General features: G+C 62.6%; 8 protein-coding genes. 2 read left to right on the top strand and 6 right to left on the bottom strand.

The features are described from left to right. Nucleotides 1-50 precede the first annotated feature (50 nt). On the top strand, nucleotides 51-692 hold the full coding sequence (locus ONB52_19560; GenBank protein MDZ7418329.1) for a DUF1638 domain-containing protein: 642 nt from the start codon (nucleotides 51-53) through the stop codon (nucleotides 690-692). Between the two features lie 113 nt (nucleotides 693-805). On the opposite strand, the gene ONB52_19555 is transcribed toward ONB52_19560, so the two are convergent. The 4 genes from ONB52_19555 to ONB52_19540 all read right to left on the bottom strand — a co-directional run bounded on the left by ONB52_19555 (nucleotide 806) and on the right by ONB52_19540 (nucleotide 7,979). Further along, nucleotides 806-2,656 carry an ABC transporter ATP-binding protein/permease gene (locus tag ONB52_19555; GenBank protein MDZ7418328.1) on the bottom strand — a complete coding sequence of 617 codons (1,851 nt, stop codon included), beginning with the start codon at nucleotides 2,654-2,656 and terminating at the stop codon, nucleotides 806-808. Between the two features lie 115 nt (nucleotides 2,657-2,771). Further along, entirely contained in the window at nucleotides 2,772-3,665 is an 894-nt protein-coding gene (locus ONB52_19550; protein ID MDZ7418327.1) for a hypothetical protein, read from the bottom strand. Next, nucleotides 3,662-4,450, bottom strand: coding sequence for an alpha/beta hydrolase (locus ONB52_19545; protein MDZ7418326.1), 789 nt, complete (start codon nucleotides 4,448-4,450; stop codon nucleotides 3,662-3,664). The genes ONB52_19550 and ONB52_19545 overlap by 4 nt, the downstream gene beginning before the upstream one ends. A gap of 268 nt (nucleotides 4,451-4,718) precedes the next feature. After that, complete coding sequence (locus ONB52_19540; GenBank protein ID MDZ7418325.1) at nucleotides 4,719-7,979, bottom strand: amino acid adenylation domain-containing protein; 3,261 nt, start codon at nucleotides 7,977-7,979, stop codon at nucleotides 4,719-4,721. Nucleotides 7,980-8,900: 921 nt separating this feature from the next. On the opposite strand from ONB52_19540, the gene ONB52_19535 reads away from it, so the two are divergent. After that, on the top strand, nucleotides 8,901-10,130 hold the full coding sequence (locus ONB52_19535) for a T9SS type A sorting domain-containing protein (protein ID MDZ7418324.1): 1,230 nt from the start codon (nucleotides 8,901-8,903) through the stop codon (nucleotides 10,128-10,130). A 309-nt stretch (nucleotides 10,131-10,439) separates the two neighbouring features. Here ONB52_19535 and ONB52_19530 read toward each other — a convergent pair whose 3' ends face one another. Both ONB52_19530 and ONB52_19525 read right to left on the bottom strand, forming a co-directional pair. Beyond that, nucleotides 10,440-13,910 carry an amino acid adenylation domain-containing protein gene (locus tag ONB52_19530; protein MDZ7418323.1) on the bottom strand — a complete coding sequence of 1,157 codons (3,471 nt, stop codon included), beginning with the start codon at nucleotides 13,908-13,910 and terminating at the stop codon, nucleotides 10,440-10,442. Nucleotides 13,911-14,322: 412 nt separating this feature from the next. Continuing rightward, nucleotides 14,323-23,172 (bottom strand): amino acid adenylation domain-containing protein, encoded by an 8,850-nt coding sequence (locus ONB52_19525; GenBank protein MDZ7418322.1) that lies wholly within the window; start codon nucleotides 23,170-23,172, stop codon nucleotides 14,323-14,325. Nucleotides 23,173-23,175: the final 3 nt, after the last annotated feature.

Below are 23,175 nucleotides of genomic sequence, written 5' to 3'. Positions count from 1 at the left end.
CACCGCTTGCTCGTGAAAAACATCTGACACAGCAGCCTGTTTTCCGAAACATGAAACCTGATTTGGTGAGAGCGGAACCCTCGCGCCATCTCGTCATCACCTGTGGGGTGCTCGAGAAAGAACTGCTGGCCTGGCCGAAACGCGAACACTTCCATCTCGATTTCGTTTTTCTGCCTTCCAGCCTGGATCTGGATTATGACCGCCTGGAAGCCGCCATTACGAAATCTCTCCGGCGCGCGGCATCCCTGCAATACGACAAGCGTTTCGTGCTTTACGGTCAGTGTCATCCCCTGATTACGGAATTCGTTGCGCGCAATGGCGGCATACTCCTGCCGTTGGGCAATTGCTTCGAATTGCTGCTGGGCAAAGAAGCGTATCAGGAGGAATTGGCCAAGGGGACCTACTTCCTTTTGCCACAATGGGCGGGACAATGGAACAGGATTTTCACCCGAAAACTCGGCTTCACCTCCGACACGGCCTGCCTGTTCTTCCCGGAAATGCACGTCAAGGCGCTTTACCTGGACACCGGTTTTGCATACCAGCCGGCCTTTCAAGCGCAACCGTTCACCGCCTTTACCAGACTGCCGGTCGAATTTCGCAAAGTGGATCTCAGGGGCATGCATGAACGGTTGCACACGGCTTTTACAATGCTTCTAGGGTCAGAAGAACTGGATGCCATGTCTCAAGATTGATTCGCCGCTGCGATCCGTATTTCCCACCTTTACAGGACGGCGTCGGGCGCCCTTGCCCTCACGCCAGGCGAGATATTGTCATGTGGCGGCGCGGCGGACTCACCCGCTCCCCCTCACGCCTGCTGTTCGCTCACCACTTTGGAGCGCCTGCCGTTTTCGCCCGCGTTGTACACCGCTTCCATTGCCTCCTGGCCGCGCTTGAACTGGGTTTCAAACAGAAAAGCGTAAAAACCGCCGCGTGCCAGCAATTCCTCGTGACGGCCCTGCTCAATGATGCGACCCTTGTCGAACACCAAAATCCAGTCCGCCTCGATGACGGTCGACAGGCGGTGTGCAATCACCACCGAAGTGCGATTCTGTTTGAAACGATGCAGGGCCTCCTGAATCAGCGCCTCGGAGGCGGAGTCGAGCGAGCTGGTGGCTTCATCAAGAATGAGGATGGGCGGATTGCGCAGAATCTCGCGCGCAATGGCCAGACGCTGCTTCTGCCCGACCGAGATGCGCACGCCGCGCTCGCCGATGCGCGTGTCATAGCCCCTGGGGAAACTGAGAATGAACTCATGGGCATTGGCGGCACGCGCGGCCTCCTCGATGGCATGGTGATCGGTGATGCCGGTGCCGTAGGCGATATTCTCCCGAATGGTGCGGTCGAACAGAAAAACGTCCTGCGGCACGATGCCGATCAGGCGGCGCAGACTGTAAAGGTTGATTTCCCTGAGATCGACGCCGTTCATAAGAATGCGGCCATGGGTGGGATCATAGAAGCGCGGAATCAAACTGGCGAAGGTGGATTTGCCGGTGCCGCTCGGGCCCACCAGCGCGACCTGTGCGCCGTCGGGGATCTTCGCGTTGATCTGGCGCAGGACCAGCGTGTCCGGCGTGTAGCCGAAGCTCACATTGTCGAACACGATTTCGCAGCTCGCCGGTTTGAGTTTCGGGAAAGACTTGCTCGCCGGCTCCTGCGGGGTGTCGAGCACCTCGTAGATGCGCTGCAGGGCGTTCATGGCGCGCTGCAATTGCTGGTTGGCCTTCATCAGGCTGGTGAGCGAAGTGAAGAGCGTGGTGAGCGCCATGAAAAAGGCCATCAGGTCGCCGAAAGTGGTGGCGCCCACGATGATGCGGTAGGCGCCGATCAAGACGATGGTATAGAGGCCGAGCTTGGCGAACAACTCGATGGTTTCGGTGGCCAAGACTTCGAGCAGGTCCCGGCGGAAGGAGGCGCGGGTATGCTCGTTGAGCAGATGGGTGTAATGCCGGGTCTCGGTTTTTTCGCGCGCGGTGGCCTTGATCAGGCTGATGCCGATGATGGCTTCGTGCAGCGAGGTCGAGGTGCGGGCGATCGCCTCCTGCACAATTTGATTGCGGCGGCGCAGTGGTTTGGAATAACTCTGATTGACCGCGACGAAGAGCAGCACCAGGCCGAGGCCGGTGAGGGCGAGGACGAAATCGAGATAGAACAGCAGGCCGATGAACACCAGTGCGCGCACAGCGCTGATGCCGGCGCGCAGCACGGTGTCCGCCATCACGCCGCTGAGATGGCGCAAGTCATCGCGCTGCCGGCTCATCAAGTAACCGGTGCTGTGCCGGGTGAAGAAGCTCATGGGCAGGCGAATCATGTGCGCGAACAGGTCGAGGCGCATCCGGTTGAGCACCTTGAGTTCGACACGCTTGCTCAACACCGCCTGCCAGCAGGCCAGGCCCTGATCGAGCAGGGCGAGGGCAATGAGCACGCCGCCGATGAGGAACATTTCGGCGAGATCACGGCTCGGCACCACCTTGTTGATGAGATATTTGACGATCAGCGGCGCCACCGCACTGAGCGGCAGGGCCAGCACCATCAACACGGCAATCAGCACAATGGTTTTTTGGTGGGGCCTGACAAAAGGCAGGAAGCGTTTGATGACCGGCCAGGTTTCATGTTTCGGCATGACGCCGTCGGAACCATCGTCGTAAAATTTCGGCATGGTGTCAGGTCAGAGGGATTGGAACAGCGTGAATCGTGTATCGGGTTGACGAACATGGCGGCGTACCGGTGACGCCTGCCCCGGTGGCCGCAGCGCGCCTGCACCCGCCGGCTGGTCAAACCGTGGAGCGGACATTCTCATGCAACTGCCGGCGCTGTGTCACGGCTTTCACCCAGTTGCTGATGGTGTCGACCAGCATCTTTTGATGATGCAGCAGGGTGAAGCCGTGATCGGAATCGAGCAGGAACTCCAGCCGCAGATGCGGTGAATCCTGCAGGCGGCTGAGCAGCTTTTTAAGATTGGTGAGGTAGTTGAAATATGCCGGGCTGCCGCCGGAATACACGAAGAGCAAATCGGTGCCGCGCTGCAGCAGGTCATGCAACGTGGCAGCGAGCTCGGCCTGGCTGGGCATGTGCCAGTCGGGGGTGAGGCGCTCGCTTTGCTCCACCGGGCGGTCGCGCATTTGGCTGGCGCGGCTCTTGCGAACTTTGGCGAGCAGATCACTTTTGCCGGCCAGCAGGTTGACCCAACTGCGCACATTGAGCAGCCGTTTGCGATAGGAATACCAAAAGTATTGCGGTGTCGGAAAGGCATAGCTGTCGATCAACGCGGCGCCTGCCACACGCGCATCCTCATGCGCCACGCGCACCGCGTTGTCGGCACCCGAGCAGATCCCCATGAGGATGAATTGCTGCAGGCCGCGTGTTTGGGCAAGCAAATCCATGGCCTCCTGGGTTTCCACAATGGCACTGCGGACGAAGGCCAAACCGTCCTTGCGCGGCAGGCTGTCGCCGATTCCGGAGAAGTCGAAGCGCATGGCGGTGAAACCGGCGGCTGCCAGGCGCCGGGCGATCTTGACATGCAGCCGGTTGGGCCCGATTTTGGGCAGCAAACCGGAATTGAGGATGATCACGCCGGGCAGGCTCGCGACGGAATCCGCCTGCTCCGGCTCAGTGAGGACACCAACCAGGGATCGTGTTTTTCCAAACAGCAGGGCTTTTTCTTTCATGAGTCGAGTCGCGAAAGCCACGCTACCAACGTGTGCAGGATTTGCGCCGGCACCATGCCTTTGTCGGCGCCGGCCTGTTTGGCCCATACTTTGAGGCCGCTGATCTGCTGATAATCAATGGCGCTGGCGAATTGCGCCAGGTGGTTGCGCAGTTCGAGATCGCCGGGCTTTTCCTCGTTGACCACCAGGAAGATGCGCTTCGCCAAGAGTGACGAGAGGGCCAGCAAATTCAAGCGCGTCAGGCTGTGTCGCAGGCTGGCGGGCAGGGGAAAGCCCAGCACCTCCAGGTTGCCGTTGGCGGGCTTGCTTTTCAAACCGGCGTCAATACCCCATTGCTCGTGATCCTTCAGCAGGCGCTGCAGGTACTGCGCACCGCTGACCACCGGCTCCCACAGGATGAGACTGGTGACGTCTTCGCGCTGACTGCCGGCGAGCAGGGAGAGCGAGGCGCCCAGCCGCAGACCCAGCAGCGCAACCTGGTTCACCCGCGCGTGTTTTTTGAGCTCCGTCACGGCGTGCGCCACATCCTCCCGCCATTGTTCGAGCGTGCCTTCCTCACTTTCACCGGCGGAATCGCCACAGCCATAATAGTCGAAACGCAGCACATGAAAGCCGGCCTGATTCAGGCGGGTGGCCAGCAGGCGCAGCGCGCGGTGGGCGCGGATGTGCTCCTGGCCGATGGGATTGCAGATCACCACGCCGAGCTTGCGATGCAAGTTTTGCGGCGAGGGGTGGAAAACTCCGAACAACGGTTTTTCAGGTGTGCCAAAGTAGAATGGTTTCATAATTGTATTTCAGGCCGGCGACCGAAACGGTTGCTGCCAGCCAATCTATCGCGCGAACTGTATGCTTGGGACCGCCCGGGCGCCGGGATCATCGCACAGGCAAAGCTTCCGAACTCAGGATGTGCTTGAATCAGGCTGCTGCCGCGCCGGTTTCGCGGCGTTTTTCTGGTCGTCCCGCCCGCGAATCCGGCCTTTGCGCAGTTGAAAGCGAGGCGGAGTCCAGGTCTAATGAGTGACGGGCAAGCGGGCCAGCCCGGCCCATTCGCCTTTAAACCGAGGCCGCAGCCGCGCCCTTGCTGGCTGGGGCAGCCTGGCGGGCTTCCAAGATGGTCGCAAGCTGTTCCACGGTTTGTAAAATCATGTCACGCGGATGCAGACGGCGGCCGGTGGCTTTCTCCAAGCGCGCAATCACCTGCATCGACAGCAGCGAATGTCCGCCAAGGTCGAAAAAATTGTCGTGCACACCGACGTGTTCGATTTTCAACGCCTCGCGCCAGACTTGCGCAATCAGCTTTTCCATCGGGGTGCGCGGCGCAACGTAAGTGGTGGGCACTTCATCAGCAACCCGGCCCTCCGGGGGTGGCAGGCGGCGGCGATCAACCTTGCCGTTGGGCGTCAGGGGAAACGCCGGCAGCGTCACATAGGCGGAGGGCAACATGTAATCCGGTAGCTTCAGACGCAGAAAAGTGCGTAATTCGCTGCCGCCGGCCGCTTGCGGGCCGCGGCTGATGAGATAAGCCACCAGGCGCTGATCACCGGGCACATCTTCGCGCGCCACGACCACTGCCGCCTGCACCGCGGGATGTTGATTGAGCACGGCTTCGATCTCCTCCAGCTCGATGCGAAAGCCGCGCACTTTCACCTGGTGATCGCTGCGGCCGAGAAAATCGATGGTGCCATCCGCGAGATAGCGCGCGAGATCGCCGGTCTTGTAGAGACGCTCACCCGGTGTGCGTGCAAAAGGATGGGGGATGAATTTTTCCGCGGTCAGTTCCGGTCTGCGCCAATAACCGCGTGCCAGACCGTCGCCGCCGAGATAAAGGTCACCCATCACACCAATCGGCACCGGCTGCAAGTGGGCATCGAGGATGTAAACCTGCGTGTTGGCGATCGGCCGGCCGATGACGATCGCGGCATTGCCCGGTTCCACCTGATGCAGGGTGGACCAAATGGTGGTTTCGGTCGGGCCATACATGTTCCACAAGGAGCTGCTGCGCTCGCGAAGCTGCAGCGCCAGTTCACGCGGCAGCGCTTCCCCCCCGCACAGCACCTTCAGGCTGCTGCCATGCTCCCAGCCGGCCGCCAGCAACAACCGCCAGGTGGCAGGGGTGGCTTGCATCACGGTGGCTTGCGAACGGGTGAGCAGGTCCAGCAGGGCATTGCCGTCGCCCGCCACCTCCCGGCTGGCAATCACGACACGGCCGCCCACCAGCAGGGGCAGATACAGCTCCAGGCCCGCAATGTCGAACGAGAGGGTTGTCACGGCCAGCAACACATCTGTGGCGGTCAGACCGGGCCGCTGCCGCATTGCGTGTAGAAAATTCACAACCGCCTTGTGCGAAATTTGCACACCCTTGGGCGTGCCGGTGGAGCCGGAGGTGTAGATCACATAAGCGAGATGTGCGGGGGTGTTCACATTCGCAGGATTCGCGCGGCTGCGGCCTTCGATGAAATCCCAATCGGTATCCAGACACACCAGCTCGGCATTGTGCTCCGGCAGGCTTTCCAACAAGGTGGATTGGGTGACGAGAAAGCGCAGGCCGGCGTCTGTCACCATGAAAGCCAGGCGGTCGGGCGGGAAGGAGGGATCGAGCGGCACATAGGCGCCGCCAGCCTTGAGAATGCCCAGCAGAGCGACGAGCATGTCGAGTGAGCGCTCCACGCAGATGCCGACCAGTTCTTCCGGCTGCAGGCCGAGGCCGCGGAGATGATGCGCCAGTTGATTGGCGCGGGCGTTGAGTTCAGCATAGGTCAGTTCCTGCTGTTCGAACACGGCCGCGACGGCCGCGGGAGTGGCGGCGGCTTGTGCAGCCAGCAGCTCGTGCAAACACACCTCGGGATAGGGGGAGTCGGTCGCGTTCCAGGCGACCAGCAATTGTTCGCGCTCCGCCGCAGGCAGCACGGGCAGGCGTGACACACGCTGGTTGGGATCAGTGACGATGCCGGCCAGCAGCGTTTGCCAGCGCGCCAGCCAGCGTGTGATGGTGGCAGGTTCAAACAAATCGGTGTTGTATTCGAGAAAGCCGGTGAGGCCGCCGTTTTCCGCTTCGGTGAGCGAGAGCGTCATGTCGAACATCGCCGTGCCGCCTTCACTTTCCAGCACACTCACGGCCAGGCCCAACTGATCTTCGGCCGGCGGTTTGGGTGTGTTCTGCAGAATGAACATCACCTGAAACAGCGGGCTGCGGCTCAAGTCGCGCTCGGGCTGCAGCTCTTCCACCAGGCGCTCGAAGGGCAGATCTTGATGGGCATAGGCGCCGAGTGCAGTTTCGCGCACGCGCTGCAGCAGCTCACGAAAAGTGGGATCACCGGAAAAATCGGTGCGCATGACCAGGGTGTTGGCAAAAAAGCCGATCAGCCCCTCGGTTTCCCGGCGGGTGCGATTGGCGATGGGCGTGCCCACGGCAATGTCGGTTTGCCGCGCATGGCGGTGCAGCAAGGTTTGAAAGGCGGCCAGCAGCGTCATGAACAGAGTGACGGCTTCACGCTGGGAAAGGGCCTGCAGCTTTTGCGTGAGGTCCGGCGTGAGGTGAAAAGGCATGCGGGCGCCGCGATAGGTTTGCACCGGCGGCCGCGGCCGGTCGAGGGGAAGCTGCAGCGTGCCCAGTCCGGCGAGCTGTTTTTTCCAGTAGGCAAGCTGCCTGTCCAGCACCTCACCCTGCAGCCAGTTGCGCTGCCATTGCGCGAAATCGACGTATTGGATGGGCAGCTCGGGCAGGGCCGCCGTGCTGCCGGAGCTGAAGGCACGATACAATGCCGCCATTTCATTGACGAAGACATTGCGTGACCAGCCGTCGGAAATGATGTGATGCATGCACACGAACACCACATGCTCGTCCGCCGCCAAACGGTAGAGCTTGATGCGCCACAGCGGCCCGGTGGCGAGGTTGAAGGGCTTGAGTGCCTGCTCCCGCACACGCCGCCGCACTTCTGCGTCCCGTGCTTCGGGGGCGACTGACTGCAAGGACTCCATTTCGAGCTTGAAGGGAGCGGGCGGCGCAATGCGCTGCCTGGGCTCGCCCTCCACGAGTTCAAAGGTCGTGCGCAGGCTTTCGTGACGCGCAAGGATTTGTACACAGGCCTCTTCGAGCGCGGCCACATTCAACGGCCCCTTCAAGCGAACGGCCAGGGGCAGATGATAGGCCGCACTGCCGGGCTCGAGCTGATCAAGGTACCACAGCCGTTGTTGTGCGAAGGACAGGGGAAAACAGGACGAAGGTGTGGCCCCTTTTTGTTTCAGCAATTGCGCGAGCAAAGCCCGCTTGGCTTCGACAGAAAGGTCAGTGGCCCGTTGCGGGTCAAAACTCATTGAACAGCTCCATCAAGCACTTGGGAAGAAGCGACTCCCGCCCATTTCACGGGCAGGCACATTATCGGGTTTTGGCTCTTCACGGGGTTCTCCGTGACGCTGCTCTTCAGCCCGACCACCGGGCAGGGTGGCAACGCCGGGGAATTTTCGCGATCGCAATCGTTTTTTGTGTTAATTTGCCATGCCGTGCGCGGCCCCCATCAGAAGGAAAACGTCGCGCAAAACCTCTTGTCTGCCGGCAGGCTGAAGGCCTGCGCGGCGTCATTTTCGTGGTAATCTGCGTCAGGGAGACTTTGTCGGCAGCCCGAAGGTTGAATCAACACAGAGTGATCGACCGAACGAGGCGCGACTCTCAAAAACCGAAGCAATCAAACAATTTGTACCCACCAAGCCGCCGCTCTGCGGGCACGGGAAGCCGCGGCCAACGCCGGAACCCGCGAGCCGGCCCGTTGCGGCGAAGGGGAAAAATGCTCTGCAATCCTGAAATTGCGCTTACAGGAATGAAACGCGGAAGCCCGACTTTGCAGCTATTTTCTCTCCGGGAGAGATCATTCCGCCCGCCCAAGCGGCAACGCTGCAGGGTGTGACGCACGCGGTTCGAAATTTGCCGGTTTGTTATGCCATGCACTCACGCAACGACAGGCGCCGGTGCGCGAGTCCGCGTGCTGGCCTTGCCTTTGCATGTCTTCCTGTTGTCGCCTGGCGACGCCGGTGCAGCCGCGCAAGCCGCGAGACTGCCCGGTTAAACGTGCAAAGTGTCGGAGCTCTTCCTCCCGACTGCCTGGGCAGACATCCCCGCTGAAAGAACGCGTGAGCTTGCCATCACCCGGCAGTGACAAGGGGGGGCATCCTGTTTTGCCGGAGCGGGCCAGCAAAACAGTACACCCGACAGGTACATTTTCAATTTCAGGAGCATTCTTCATGTGGAAAGGTATTCTTCTCAGCATGGCGTTTGGGTGCTTCACCCTGGCACCGGCCATGGCCGGCGTGCAGGAGCGTGAAATCGCACCGCGTGCCACGGACAATCAAATCGACAAATGGAACAGCAATCACATCGTTTGTTTCGATCCGGCGGTCACGCCGCGCAACCTTTTGTTCGTCTTCCTGCCGGGTTCGCATCTCAACGCGGGCGATTACCAACTCATCACCCGCGTGGCGGCCGAGGCGGGCCTGCACGCCATCAGCCTGAACTACCCCAACTCCTGGACGGTGAACTTTGACCTGTGCGACAACACCAACGATGCGAATTGCTATGAGGCCTGCCGCCTGGAAATCATTGATGGCACGGACCGCACGCCGCGCGTGGACGTCAACCGGCCGAATTCCATCGAAAACCGTCTGATCAAGCTGTTGCTTTACCTCGACAAGAACTTTCCGCAGGAGGGTTGGGGGCAGTATTTTAGAGGCGGCGACAGTCTGGTTTGGGAAAAGATGATCGTCGGCGGACATTCCCAGGGTGCCGGCCACACCGGCGTGATTGCCCACTATCACCGCCTGGAACGCGCGCTGTTTTTAGCCGGTGGGGAGGATGGCAGCGCGACCACCGGACTGGCGCCGTGGATCAGCGCCAACAATGCCACCCCCGCCGCGGGCTACTACGGCTTCACGCATGCGGAAGACAATCTCTTCGGCCGGCAACAAGTCTGGAATATTTGGGGCATGTTTGCCTTCGGCACGCTCGTCACCGTGGACAACACGCCGGCGCCGTTTCAAGGGTCGCACACGCTGGTCACCCGCCTGAAAGTCAGCGACGCGCATCAAAGCGTGGCCGTTGACAGCAAGACGCCCAAGGTCAACAACGAACCCGCTTATGCTGAAGTCTGGCGCTACATGATGGTGGGCGGAAAGATTTCTACCGGCGTTGCGCAGGAGGCCGGGACACTGCCCGCCTCGTTCTGGCTCGCACAAAACCATCCCAACCCGTTCAATCCCGCCACGACCATCCGCTTTGCGGTTCCGTCCGAGCAGTTCGTCACGCTGAAAGTCTACGACAATCTCGGCAAGCTCGTCGCCACCCTGGTCGATGGCGCGGTGGCCGCCGGCACCCACAGCGTGGAGTTCGAGGCGGCTGGTCTGGCCAGCGGTTTGTACTGGTACCGCCTGGAAACCGCGCAGGGATTACTGCAGAAAGCAATGCAACTGGTGAAATGATATGCCGTTGATCCCCCTTGCTTTCTACGCGACGCTCAGCCACGGCTCCGGCCGTGGCTTTTTTGTGTCTGTTCGAAAATGTTCCGACCCTGACCGAGTCGAGGTGGCAAAAACTTCGAGCGCCGCGAAAACTTTGCAATCTGCAATGCAACGGCCAAGCCGTTGCGGAACACTTGTGTTAGTGTCTGTTCGAGGATGTTCCAGCCTCGGCTGGGAGGAGGTTGCCGAATCTTCAGCTCCTGTGGCAGTCCAGAAACCTTCAATGCAACGGCCAAGCCGTTGTGGAACACTTTTGTTCTCAGCAACGACTCATGGCGTGGGTTCGGCCATCATCTGTTGCAGCAAAGCTTCCACTTCTTCGTCGGACAGTTTGTCGACATCCGGCACCATGGAACGCGGGATCGGTTGAATCTGCTCCGCTGGTGGGACGGCATTGCCATTGTCATGTTGGGCAAGGTACGCCGCCAGGCCCGCGATGGTCGGGTCTTCGAAAACACGGCGCAGCGGCACCGGCACGCCAAAGACCTGCCGCAGTCGCGTGACGAGCTGGGTGGCCAGCAGCGAATGCCCGCCGAGATGAAAAAAGTTGTCGAACACGCCAATGCGTTCGTGCGCCAGCAGCTCGCGCCAGAGCGCGGCAATCTTCTCCTCGCGGGCATCGCGCGGCGCAACGTATTCGGTTTCCCGCCCGCGGTCTGACAGCTCCGGCCGCGGCAGCGCCCGGCGGTTGACCTTGCCGTTGGGCGTGAGCGGAAAACTTTCCAAAAAGACGAAAGCAGCGGGCAGCATGTAGTCCGGCAGGCTCTGCCGCAGCCACTGCCGCAATTCAGTCACGCCGGGCGCTGCGGTTTTGTCCGTCACCAAATAAGCCACCAGGCGTTTGTCGCCCGGAACATCCTCGCGTGCAATCACCACCGCCTGTTTGATCTGCGGGTGGCGGGTCAGCACGCTTTCGATCTCACCCAGTTCGATCCGAAAGCCGCGAATCTTCACTTGATGATCAATGCGACCGATGAATTCGATCGTCCCGTCGGGCAGATAGCGCGCGAGATCGCCGGTGCGATACAGGCGTTCGCCGAGCTGCGTGGCCAGCGGGTGCGGCACGAATTTCTCCGCGGTCAAGGCGGGCCGGTTCAAATACCCGCGCGCCAATCCCTCCCCGCCGATGTACAATTCGCCGGCAATGCCGACGGGAGTGGGATTGTATGCCGCGTCCAGGATGTAAATCTGCGTGTTGGCGATCGGCCGGCCGATGGCAATGAAACCGCCGGTGACGTGCTCGACTTTTTGCAGGGTGGACCAGATGGTGGTCTCCGTCGGACCGTAAAGATTCCACAGTTCGGCGCAGCGCGGCAGCAGCGCCTGCGCCAGCTCCGCCGGCATGGCCTCACCGCCACAGAGAATTTTTAAATTCGGGCTTCCCTGCCACCCGGCAGCCAGCAACATCCGCCAGGTGGCCGGCGTCGCCTGCATGATTGTTGCCCGCGATTCCGTGAGCAACTGCAGGAGGGCGGTCCCGTCGCTGGCAGTCTCGCGGCTGGCGATGACAACGCGGCCGCCCACCAGCAGGGGCAGGAACAACTCCAGACCGGCGATGTCGAACGAAAGCGTGGTGACGGCCAGCAGCACGTCCCCGGCGTGCATGCCCGGAGCCTCGCGCATCGACTCCAGAAAATTCACCACCGCGCCCTGCTGCACTTGCACACCTTTCGGCTTGCCGGTAGAGCCGGAAGTGTAAATCACATAAGCGAGATTCTGGGGGGTGGCGAGGCGTCCGGGATTGTCTGCGGGCCGGCCGGCGATCGCCCGGGCCTGCGCTTCCAAACACAGCACCGCGGCCTGCTGGTGCGGCAGCGTCTCGAGCAAAGATTGTTGCGTGAGCAGAACCGCCGCCTGCGAATCCTCCAGCATGTAGGCCAGCCGGTCCGCCGGAAAGGCGGGATCCAGCGGCACATAGGCACCGCCGGCTTTGTGCACTGCCAGCAGGGCAATCAACATCTCCAGCGAACGCTCCAGACAAACCGCCACCAGCGTCTCGGGTCCGACCCCCAGGGCGCGCAGATGGTGAGCGAGCTGGTTGGCACGGCGGTTCAGTTCCCCATAGCTGATCGCCTGCTGTCCGAACACCGCGGCGGTACGATCAGGTGCCGTCGCGGCCTGCGCTTCGAACAATTCGTGCACGCAGCGGTCGCGGGAATACGCACGCCCGGTGGCGTTCCACTCCACCAGCAGCTTGCGGCGCTCGGAGGCGGTGAGCAGCGGCAGTTCGGAGAGTCGCTGGTCGGGGTCCCCGGCGAGGCTGCGCAGCAGGGTGAGAAAATGATGCAGCATGCGCTCGATGGTTTCCGCCTTGAAGAGGTCGGAGTTGTATTCCAGGCTGCCGCGCAGCCGTTCCTGGCCGTCGAACAGGGTGAGGGTCAAATCGAATTTCGCGGTGCCGGCTTGAAAATCGACCGGGCTCACCTGCAGGCCGGCCAGCGAGGTGGCGGGCACCGGCGTGTTTTGAAAAATGAACATCACCTGAAACAGCGGCGAGTGGCTGAGATCGCGCTCCGGCTGCAGCATTTCCACCAGGCGCTCGAACGGCACGTCTTGATGGGAATAGGCGTTGAGCGCCACTTCCTTCACGCGCCGCACCAGCTCGCGAAAAGTGGGGTCCCCGGAAAGGTCGCTGCGATAGACCAGCGTGTTGACGAAAAAACCAATGAGCGGCTCGATCTCGACACGGCTGCGGTTGGCAATTGGCGCGCCCACGGCGAGATCGGTTTGTCCGGTGTAGCGATGCAGCAGGGTTTGGAAGGCCGCCAGTAAAACCATGAACAGGGTCACGTTTTCTTCCAGGCACAGAACGGACAGGCCTTCCGTGAGGCTGTGCGGCAGCTCGAATGGGCGGCGGCGACCGTTGAAAGTTTGCACCGCCGGCCGGGGAAAATCGCCGGGCAATTCCAGCACCGGGACGCCGGCAAGTTGTTTGCGCCAAAATGCCGCCTGCGTCTCGAGCACTTCGCCCTGCAGCCATTGCCGCTGCCAATGCGCGAAGTCGGCGTATTGGATGCGGAGTTCGGGCAGGGGCGAGGGCCGGCCGCTGGCAAAGGCTTCATACAAGGTCACCAGCTCGCGGAATAAAACACCCAGCGACCAGGCATCGGAAATGATGTGGTGCATGACCAGAATCAGAACGTGCTCGCGCTCCGACAGCCGCAACAGCGTCACACGCAGCAGGGGGCCGGCGGAAAGTTTGAAGGGTTTGAGGGCCTCCGCCTCCGCGAGCGCGACAACCTGCTTCTCCTGCTCCGCCCGGCGCAACGCCTGCAAATCGATTTCCGTGATCGGTACCGGCGCGGGTGGGGCAATGATTTGCCGCGGCTGGACGTTGCCCCCGGCAAAGGTGGTGCGCAACCCTTCGTGGCGGCGGAATATTTCATCCAGGCTGTGCTGCAGCGCGGTTTTGTCGAGGGCGCCGGTGAGGCGCAGGGCGAGCGGGAGGTTGTAAGCCGGGCTTTCAGGATCGAGCTGATCGAGCACCCACAGACGCTGCTGGGCGAACGAGAGCGGCAGGTCGCCCGCGCGGGAAATGGGCACAAGCGGCGGCTGACCGGCTGGCCGCAGTTCGGCGGCTTGCTGCAGAAAGGCCAGAATCTCCGCCTTGCGCCGCGTCAATTCCGCGCGCAGCTCTTCGGTCAAGGCGCCGCGCGGAGCATTGAGGCGGAGCTTGTCGCCTTCCACGCTGAGCTGAATGTTGCGTGTGCGCAGATGCGAGAGAAATTCGATGGTTGTCATGCGTTGAAGCAGATAAATTGAAAACGTGACCGTAAAAATAATCCCATTCCTCCCATCCTCGGGCCGCGCTGGCCGGCACGGCCGGGAGATCCCGGCGCAATCGTGCAACGCTGCATTCAAGCCGTCTGCTTGCGAAGGGCAATTACGTCACGAACTCACCGGGAACCGCCCGCGGACGACCTGATGATAGCCCGGGAGGTTGCTGATGTTTTCACCAGCCGCTTCCAGGGGCATTGCTCTTCCCTCTCGCAGCACAGGCACGCTGACCGCAGAGCAATACCGGCAGGAAGACTGCGCTGTCAAATCTTGATGCCCGTTCGCAAGCCGGCAGGCAGGCCGGAGCGGATGACGGCAGCGGCCAGATTGCAGGCTGGCGCGGCGGGCAACACCGCGATGCCAGACTTTCGTCGCGTCAAATTTCAATCTCTTCCCGCTCGCCCGGCAGTGCCTGTTGCGCTTCACTTTCGCGCCGGCCGGCCCAGCGAATCGTCGCGATGCGCTCCGCCAATTCCGCCACGGTTTTGGCTTCGAACAGAGTGCGCACGGGCAAATGGATTTGCATTGCGTTCTGAATGCGCGCCACCACCTGGGTGGCGAGCAGCGAATGGCCGCCGAGCTCGAAGAAGCTGTCATGCACGCCGACCTGCTCCAGACGCAGCACTTCCCGCCAAATCGCGGCGACTTGCGCCTCCACTTCGGTGCGCGGCGCCACGAAGGTGGTGGCCGCTTCGCGGCGAATCGCCTCCGGCTCCGGCAGGGCACGGCGATCGACCTTGCCATTGGGGGTGAGCGGAAAGCTTTCCAGGAAAACGAAAGCGGAGGGGATCATGTATTCCGGCAGCCGTTCTTTCAGGAAGGCGCGCAGCGTGCTCACTGCCGGAGGTTCGCCGGCGGCAATTAAATATGCCACCAGCCGGTTTTCGCCGGAGGCGTCGGGGCGCGCCATCACCACCGCCGCCTGCACCGCGGGATGTTGGGCCAGCGCCGTTTCAATATCACCCGGCTCGATGCGAAAACCGCGCACCTTCACTTGCTGATCGAGGCGGCCGAGGAATTCAATCACGCCGTCCGGCCGGTAGCGGCAGAGATCGCCGGTGCGGTAAACGCGCGCATTTGCCGCGATGCTGAAGGGATGGGGAATGAACTTCTCCGCCGTCAGCGCCGGGCGCCCGAGGTAACCGCGCGAGAGGCCGGCGCCGCCGATCAACAATTCTCCCGGCACTCCGATGGGCACGGGATTCATATGCGCATCGACAATATACATGTCGGTGTTGGCAATCGGCCGGCCAATCGGCACCGTGCCCGCCGGCGTTTCAACCTTGAGCAGGGAAGACCAAATGGTGGTTTCGGTGGGGCCGTACATGTTCCACAACGAAGCGCAGCGCGCGCGCATCTCTTTCGCCAGTTCCGCCGGCAGCGCTTCGCCACCGCAGAGAATTTTCAAACGCGGCGTGTTGCTCCAGCCCGCGGCGAGCAGCATCCGCCAGGTTGCCGGGGTGGCCTGCATGACCGTGGCCTGCGACTCGTGCAGCAGGCGCAACAGCGCCGGGCCATCCGCGGCCGTCTCCGCGCTGGCGAGCACCAGGCGGCCGCCCTGCAGCAGCGGCAAATACAACTCGAGGCCGGCAATGTCGAAAGACAGTGTCGTCACCGCCAGCAACACATCATCGCTGGTGAAGCCCGGCTCACGCGCCATGCTGCTGAGAAAATTCACCACGCTGCGGTGCTCGATCTGCACGCCTTTGGGCCGGCCGGTGGAGCCGGAGGTGAACAGGACATAAGCCAGATGAGACGGCCTGACCGGCGACACCGGATTCTCCCTCTCGCGGGCAGGATGGGCGCCATTCTGCCGGCCGTTTTGCGTGAACAGGGATTCCACGCACACCACCCGGGCCTGATGCGGCGGCAGCGTGGCGAGCAGCTTCTCCTGGGTGAGCAACACCGGCGCGGCGGAATCTTCCAGCATCAGCGTCAGGCGCTCGGCGGGGAAATGGGGGTCGAGCGGCACATAGGCACCGCCGGCTTTGAGAATGCCGAGCAGGCCAATCACCATCTCCAGCGAGCGTTCGACATAAATTCCCACCAGCACGTCCGGACCAACGCCCAGGCTTTGCAGATGATGCGCAACGCGATTGGCGCGGCGATTCAACTCGGCATACGAGAGCGTTTGCGCACCGAAGGTCACGGCAGCGGCCTCGGGTGTTTTTTCCACCTGAGCTTCAAACCAATGGTGGATGCAATGCTGGTGCGGAAAAGTGGCGGCGGTGTTGTTCCACTCGACCAGCATTTTGTGCCGTTCTTCTGCAGCAAGCAGCGGGATCGCACTCAGGCGCAGCGCGGGCTGCGGCAGCACGGCGCTCAACACGCTGTGATAGTGGTCGAGCAGGCGGCGGATGGTGTCTTCCTCGAACAAATCGGTGTTGTATTCCATGTTGCCGCGCAGCCCGTCGGGTTGATCATAAAGCGACAACCGCAGGTCGAATTTGGCGGTGCCACCGTCAATGGCGGCGGCCTCCACCGCAAGACCCTCCATCTCCGGCAGCTCCAGCTCCATGTTTTGCAGGACGAACATGACTTGAAACAGCGGGCTGCGGCTGGGATCACGCTCCACCTGCAGGACTTCCACCAGTTTCTCGAACGGCACATCCTGATGCGCGTAGGCGTTGAGCGTGACGTCGCGCACCCGTTGCAACACTTCATGGAAAGCGGGATCGCCGGCGAGACTGGTGCGCAACACCAGATTGTTGACGAAGAAACCGACAATGCCCTCCAGCCCGGGATGATTGCGATTGGCAGTGGGCGAACCGACAATGATCTCCTGCGCCCCGGTGTAACGCTGCAACAAAACCTTGAAAGCGGCCAGCAGGGTCATGAACGGCGTAACCTGGTGTTGCCGGCTGAAGGCGCGCACCTGCTCCGCCAATGCTGCCGGCCAGGCAAAATGATACCGCCGGCCATTGGCTGTCTGAATTGCCGGACGCGGCCGGTCGGTGGGCAGTTGCAGCGGTGCGGGATGGTCGCCGAGGGCGCTGCGCCAGTATTCGACCTGCCGCTCGAGATTTTCACCCGACAGCCATTCCCGCTGCCACACGGCATAATCGGCATACTGCAGCGGCAAATCCGGCAGCGGCGAGGGCTCACCGCGTCGAAAGGCGTTGTAAAGCGCGCCCAGCTCGCGGGTGAGGATGCCGAGCGACCAGCCGTCACTGATGATGTGATGCATGGGCAGCAGCAGCAGGTGATCGTCTGCGGCAAGCCGCAGAAGTTCGAAACGAATAAGCGGGCCGCCGACAAAATCGAAGGGCGCCCGCACCACCTCGCGCCCGCGGCGCATTGCTTCGGCTTCGCGTTCCGCCGCGGGGAGGCTGGTGAGATCGCTGATCCCCAGCGGAATTTTCCGATCCGCCGCGATCTGCTGCACCGGCTCGCCGGCATGCGCCGTGAAAGTGGTGCGCAGGCTCTCGTGGCGGCGAACCAGCTCCGCGAGGGCGCGCTCGAGCGCCGGCACGTGCAATTCGCCGCGCAGACGCAGTGCGAGCGGAATGTGGTACATCGGGTTGCCGGGTTGAAACTGTTCGAGAAACCACAGCCGCTGCTGCGCGAAGGAAAGCGGCAGCGCACCGGTGCGGGGCAAGGGTGTCGGAGCCGGAGGTGTGGCGGGCGGGGTGGCTGCCTCCGCCGCGGCGGGATACTCCGGCAGCTCATAACCCAAATCCTTTGCCACCCGCCGGGCAAAACTGCACAGCGGTTGCGCCAGCCGGATTTTGCGCCAGGCCTCACCGAGCGATTTGTCGATGCGGTCATGCTTGTGAAAATTGGGATCGCCGATCGCCAGCGTCTGATTGTTCAAGCCGTCGGTCATGCGGTTGCCGGAATAAGGATTGACCAGGGCGTCGCTGTATTCCAGCCCGAGAAACTCACAAATGCCGGCGGTGATGCGCTCCGGCTCGGCCACCATCTCCTCGTAACGCACAGGGTGGAAGCGTTCGCGACCGACGAGTTCACCGAGCTCCAGGGCGTTGCTGTTGCCATGCGCCCACATCAGCTCGGCATGCAACTGGCGGTCGCCACTCTGCTCCAGGCTGATGGTCCCCATCTCGTTGCGCAGATAGGATTCCACCATGGCATAGGGGTGGCGGAACAGGAAGAGATAGCGCGGCCGGTCGAACATGGCCTCGGCCCGGCGCAGCGCCTCGAGATCGGAAACATAGGTTGGTGACTTGTCGACCAAAAGCCGCGGATGCGCCAGCTCCTGCAGCATGGCATACACCTGCTGGGTGGGGAGGTTTTGCTCGACCAGTCCGGCGATCAGGGCTTTGGCCTCATCCGCGCTGATTTGCTTCAGCTCCATGAAAGCGCGCTGCAGGCCCTCGCCCAGCACCGTAAGGCGCAGGGCTTCGTGCCACTCGCGCATGGTGCCGAACAGCAACAGATGCAGCTCGGGCGGGGCAAACAGACGGGGATGGCCGGCAAGCATGACGCGAAACAGCGTCGAGCCGGAGCGCGGGCAGGAGAGCAAAAAGATCATGCCGGGATTGCGGCGCGTGACCGCGGGGAACGCCGTTGTGCGCCGTGGCCGCAAAATATTGACAAGCGAGTGCGCCGGGGTTGCGGCAGCCGCCGTGCTGCCCTCGCGCTGGTTGAGCGCAAGCGTGAGATAATCGATCATGGCGTCGATGGTGGGCCGGCGATGCACCTCGCGCACCGAAAGCTGGTAGTCGAAGTCGCGCTGCAGATAATTGGCGAGCTCCATGGCCATCAGGGAATCGACGCCGAGTTCGAAAATGCTGCGCGCCGGCGTGATCTCCGCGGCGGCTATGCCGAGAATGCGGCCGAGGGTTTCCTGCAAATACGTGGCGATGAATGCCCGGCGCTGCTCCGCCGGCAATTTGCGAAATTGATCCAGCGGCCGGGTGGTGTCACCACTGGACGTGGTTGCCGTGGCGGCGGGTGGCGTGCTCAGCAGGTCGCGCAACAGCGGTGGCAGCCGGTGGTGGCCAAGCTGGCGGGCAAATTGATTCCAATCCATGCGCAACACCGTCACCTGTGCCGCGGCGGGGTGTGTCATAAGCAGCTCGAGGGCCCGCAAGCCCTGGCGGGGGGTCAGGCTCTGCAAGCCGGCGCTGCGACGCTGGCGATCACGTTTCCCGCCCGCCACCACTGCCATGCCGGCCTCACTCCACGGCCCCCAATTGATGGTCAGTGCCGGCAGGCCGTGGTGCCGGCGGTAATGCGCGAGTTGATCCAGAAAAGCATTCGCCGCGGCATAGTTGGACTGGCCGGCCGCTTGCAGCACCGAGGCCGCGGAGGAAAACATCACGAAAAAGTCGAGTGGATCGTCGAGGGTCAATTCATGCAGATTGCTCGCGCCCTTCAGCTTCGGTGCCAGCACACGATGGAAGCGCGCCCAATCCTGCTGCAGGATCACACCATCATCCACCACCCCGGCGGCATGCACCACCCCGCGCAGGGCCGGCATTTGATGACGAATTTCATCCAGCAGCGTGGCAAGCTGCACTTCATCGGCAACATCGGCGGCCGCCACCATGATTCGTGCGCCGCGACTTTCCAGGGCGGCAATCGTCTCCTGCGCCGCTGCCGAAGGCGGCCGCCGGCTGATGAGCACCAGGTGCCTGGCACCACGTTCGACCAGCCACTGCGCCACTTGCAGGCCCAGCCCGCCCAGCCCGCCGGTGATGAGAATCGTGCCATCCACCGGCGGCGTGAATATTTGACGCTCGCCGCTCATCTCCGGCACTGTCTGCCGCACCAGCCGTGCGACAAAACGCCGGCCGGCGCGCAGCGCGATCTGATCTTCACCATCCGGCTGCAAAAGCTGTTCGAGCAGTTCACCGGCATGCTCTGCGCCCGCGCCGGGGTCCAAATCGATCATTCCACCCCACAGCTCGGGCAGTTCGACACTCAGCGCGCGGCCAAGTCCGAGCAGCGGGGCCGCCGCCAGATGCAAGTCGTTCTCCTCTTCCGTCACCGTCTGCGCGCCCCGGGTAACGAGCCAAAGCCGGGCCGCCGCGCGTGTGGCCAGGTTTTGCGCCAGGTTCAGCACACTGCCCCAGGTCAGGGCATACGACTCATCAAGAGCAGCAGGGTTGAGTTGCAAGGGGGTCGGTGCCTCGAGGCTCCACAAGTGCACGACCTGCACCGAGAAGTCAGACTGCGTTGCGTTCACTGCCGCCAACAGCCGTTCAAAATGCCCGCGCAGCGCGGGATTGACAAGCACGCGGCGGTCGGAGAGCTGCCGAAATTCGGTGCCGTAATCGACCAGCCAGCACGTCACACCCCGCTGCTGCAGGCGGTGCGCCAGGGCCTCGCCCAAGCCGCCGCGATCCGCGAGAATAAGCCAGACGGTGGCCGGAGAAGCCGGCACCGCGACTGTGGCAGCCGGTTTGTCCTGCCACACCATCTCATAAAACCAATCCGATACTTTCTCCCGTGCCGCCGGTTGACGGTCGATCCAGTGGCGTTCGCGCTGAAAAGGATAAGTGGGCAGAGTCACCCGGCGACGCGGCCGGCCGCCATCGAAACGGCGCCAATCGAGCGTCGCACCATTGACATAGAGCGCGGCAACGGCTTCAAAAATCTGCTGCTGCTCATCCCGGCCTTGTTTGAGAGAGGCCACCCAGCAGACTTCGGGCTGCGCCAGGGTGGCGGCACCGAGCTGGATGAGCGTGGGCGCCGGCCCGATTTCGAGAAAGTGGCGGTGGCCGAGGGCACGCGCGCTGCGGATGCAATCAGCGAAGCGCACCGCGGCGCGGATATGGCGGCGCCAGTAGCCGGCTTCAGGGATTTCTCCAACGGCGAAAGCATTGCCGGAAACATTCGAGAGCAGGGTCACTTCCGGCGGATGGTAGGTCACGCTGCGGGCCACAGCTTCAAACTCATCGAGCACCGGCTCCATCAAGGGGGAATGAAAGGCGTGCGACACATTCAGCCGGCGGGACTTCACTCCGCGGGAGGCCAGTGCGGCCAGCACCTGCTCAAGGGCATCACGCCGGCCCGCGATCACGATGTTCTCCGGTGCGTTGAGGGCGGCGATGTCCAGCACCGCGGCATGCGGCGCCACGGCCGCCTGCACCGTCGCGAGATCGGCAAATACCGCAGCCATATCACCATCCTGCGGCAACGCCTGCATCAGGCGGCCACGGGTGGCGATGAGCCGCAAGCCGTCCTCCAGGCGGAACACGCCGGCCACGCAGGCCGCGACATATTCACCCACGCTGTGGCCGATCACCGCCGCCGGCTCGAGACCCCAGGATTTCCACAACTCGGCCAGGGCATATTCCAGCGCGAAGAGAGCCGGCTGGGTGTAGGCGGTCTGGTGAAGCCAGGGTTCACTGCCCTCTGACGCCGGTGGCGCGAACAGCACGGACAGCAGGCTTTTTTCGAGATGCGGCCGCAGCAGTTCATCACATTTTTCCAGAGCGGCGCGAAACACCGGCTGCGTTTCGTAGAGCGTGCGCCCCATGCCGGGATATTGTGCACCCTGTCCGGTAAAAAGAAACACCCAGGCAGGTGCAGTGGCGCTTTGCAGGCGGCCGCGAAGCACGCCGGCGGCGGGTCGCCCGGCGCTGAAGTCTGCCAATGCCGCACGACCGGCCTCGGGCGAGGGCGCGATTACCGCCAGACGATGTTCGAAATGCGCACGGCCGATGTGAGTGGTGTGGCAAATGTCGGGAAAGTCGGCAGGACTTGCTGAGGCAAGCAATGTCTGGTATTGCTCTGCCATGGCCAGCAGCGCGGCTTCACTTTTGGCCGAGAGGGTGAGCAACTGCAAGCGCTCAGTCGCGGCGGGCGAGCCGGTGGCAAGCCCGGCGTCTTCTTGCTGCTGTGAAGCCGGGGCCTCTTCGCTTTTGCCCTGCCATTCCTCCACCACCACATTGGCGTTGGTGCCGCTGAAGCCGAAGGAGTTGATGGCGGCGCGGCGGGGCCTGCCATTTTTGGGCCAGGGTTGCGGCCGGGCGGTGATCACCACCGGCACACCGGCCAGATCGATGTGGGGATTGAGCTGCTTGAAATGCAGATGGGGCGGAATCTCCTCGTGCAGCAGGGCCAGCACGGTTTTGATCAGGCCGGCGATGCCGGCCGCGGGCTCGAGATGGCCGAGGTTGGTTTTCACCGAACCGACATAAAGCGGCCGCCCGGCCGGACGGTTGGCACACATCACTTCGACGATCGAGCGCATCTCGATGGGATCGCCGAGTGCGGTGCCGGTGCCATGAGCCTCAAGGTAATCGATGTCGGTGGCAGCGAGGCCGGCGATTTCGAGCGAGCGGCGCATGACCGCCACCTGGGCGCGGCCGTTGGGTGCAGTCAGGCCGTTGCTGCGGCCATCCTGGTTCACCGCCGAGCCGCGAATCAATGCGAGAATGTTGTCGCCGTCGGCGAGTGCGTCGCGCAACCGTTTGAGCACGATCATGCCGCAACCTTCGCCGCGCACATAGCCATCGGCCGCGGCATCAAAAGTCTTGCAGCGGCCGTCGGGTGCCAGCATGCGTGATTTGCAGAGCGCGACGTTGATTTCCGGTGCCAGAATCACGCTCACCCCGCCGGCAATCGCCAGATGGCATTCGCGATTGCGCAGGGCCTGGCAGGCGAGATGAACCGTCACCAGCGAGGAGGAGCAGGCCGTGTCCACCGCCAGGCTCGGCCCCTGAAACCCGAAGAAATAGGAGAGCCGGCCGGCGGCGATGCTCAAGGCATTGCCGGTGGAGGAATGGGCATCGATCTCACTCACGCCGGCGGTTTTGCTCTGCAACTGGCCGTAATCGTTGGTGCTGATGCCGAGGAACACGCCGGTCAGGCTGCCGTTGAGGCTGTCGGGCGCAACGGCGGCATGTTCCAGAGCCTCCCAGGTGGTTTCCAGCAGCAAACGTTGTTGCGGATCCAGGCCGGTGGCCTCGCGCGGCGAAATGCCAAAAAAGCGCGCGTCGAACTTGTCGATGTCTTCGAGAAATGAGCCGTAGCGGCAGTACATCTTACCCGGCGCTTCGGGATCGGGATCATAGTATTCCTCCAAATCCCAGCGTTCGGACGGCACTTCCCGAATCGCGTCCACGCCGTTTTGCAGCAACCGCCAAAAGGCCTCCGGCCCGTGGCCGCCCTCCGGAAACCGGCAGCCGATGCCGATGATCGCAATCGGCTCGCTGCGTTCGCGCTCCATGGCTTCCAATTTCGCACGCAACTCGCGAATGGCCAGCAACGCCCGCTGGGAGGGCGAGAGGTTTTCAAGCTCTTTCTCGGACACAGC

This window comes from candidate division KSB1 bacterium, assembly GCA_034506255.1.
Classification (GTDB): Bacteria; Zhuqueibacterota; Zhuqueibacteria; order Zhuqueibacterales; family Zhuqueibacteraceae; genus Coneutiohabitans; species Coneutiohabitans thermophilus.
Note: the sequence above shows the minus strand (reverse complement) of the source record. Positions and strands in the feature narration are given on the sequence as shown.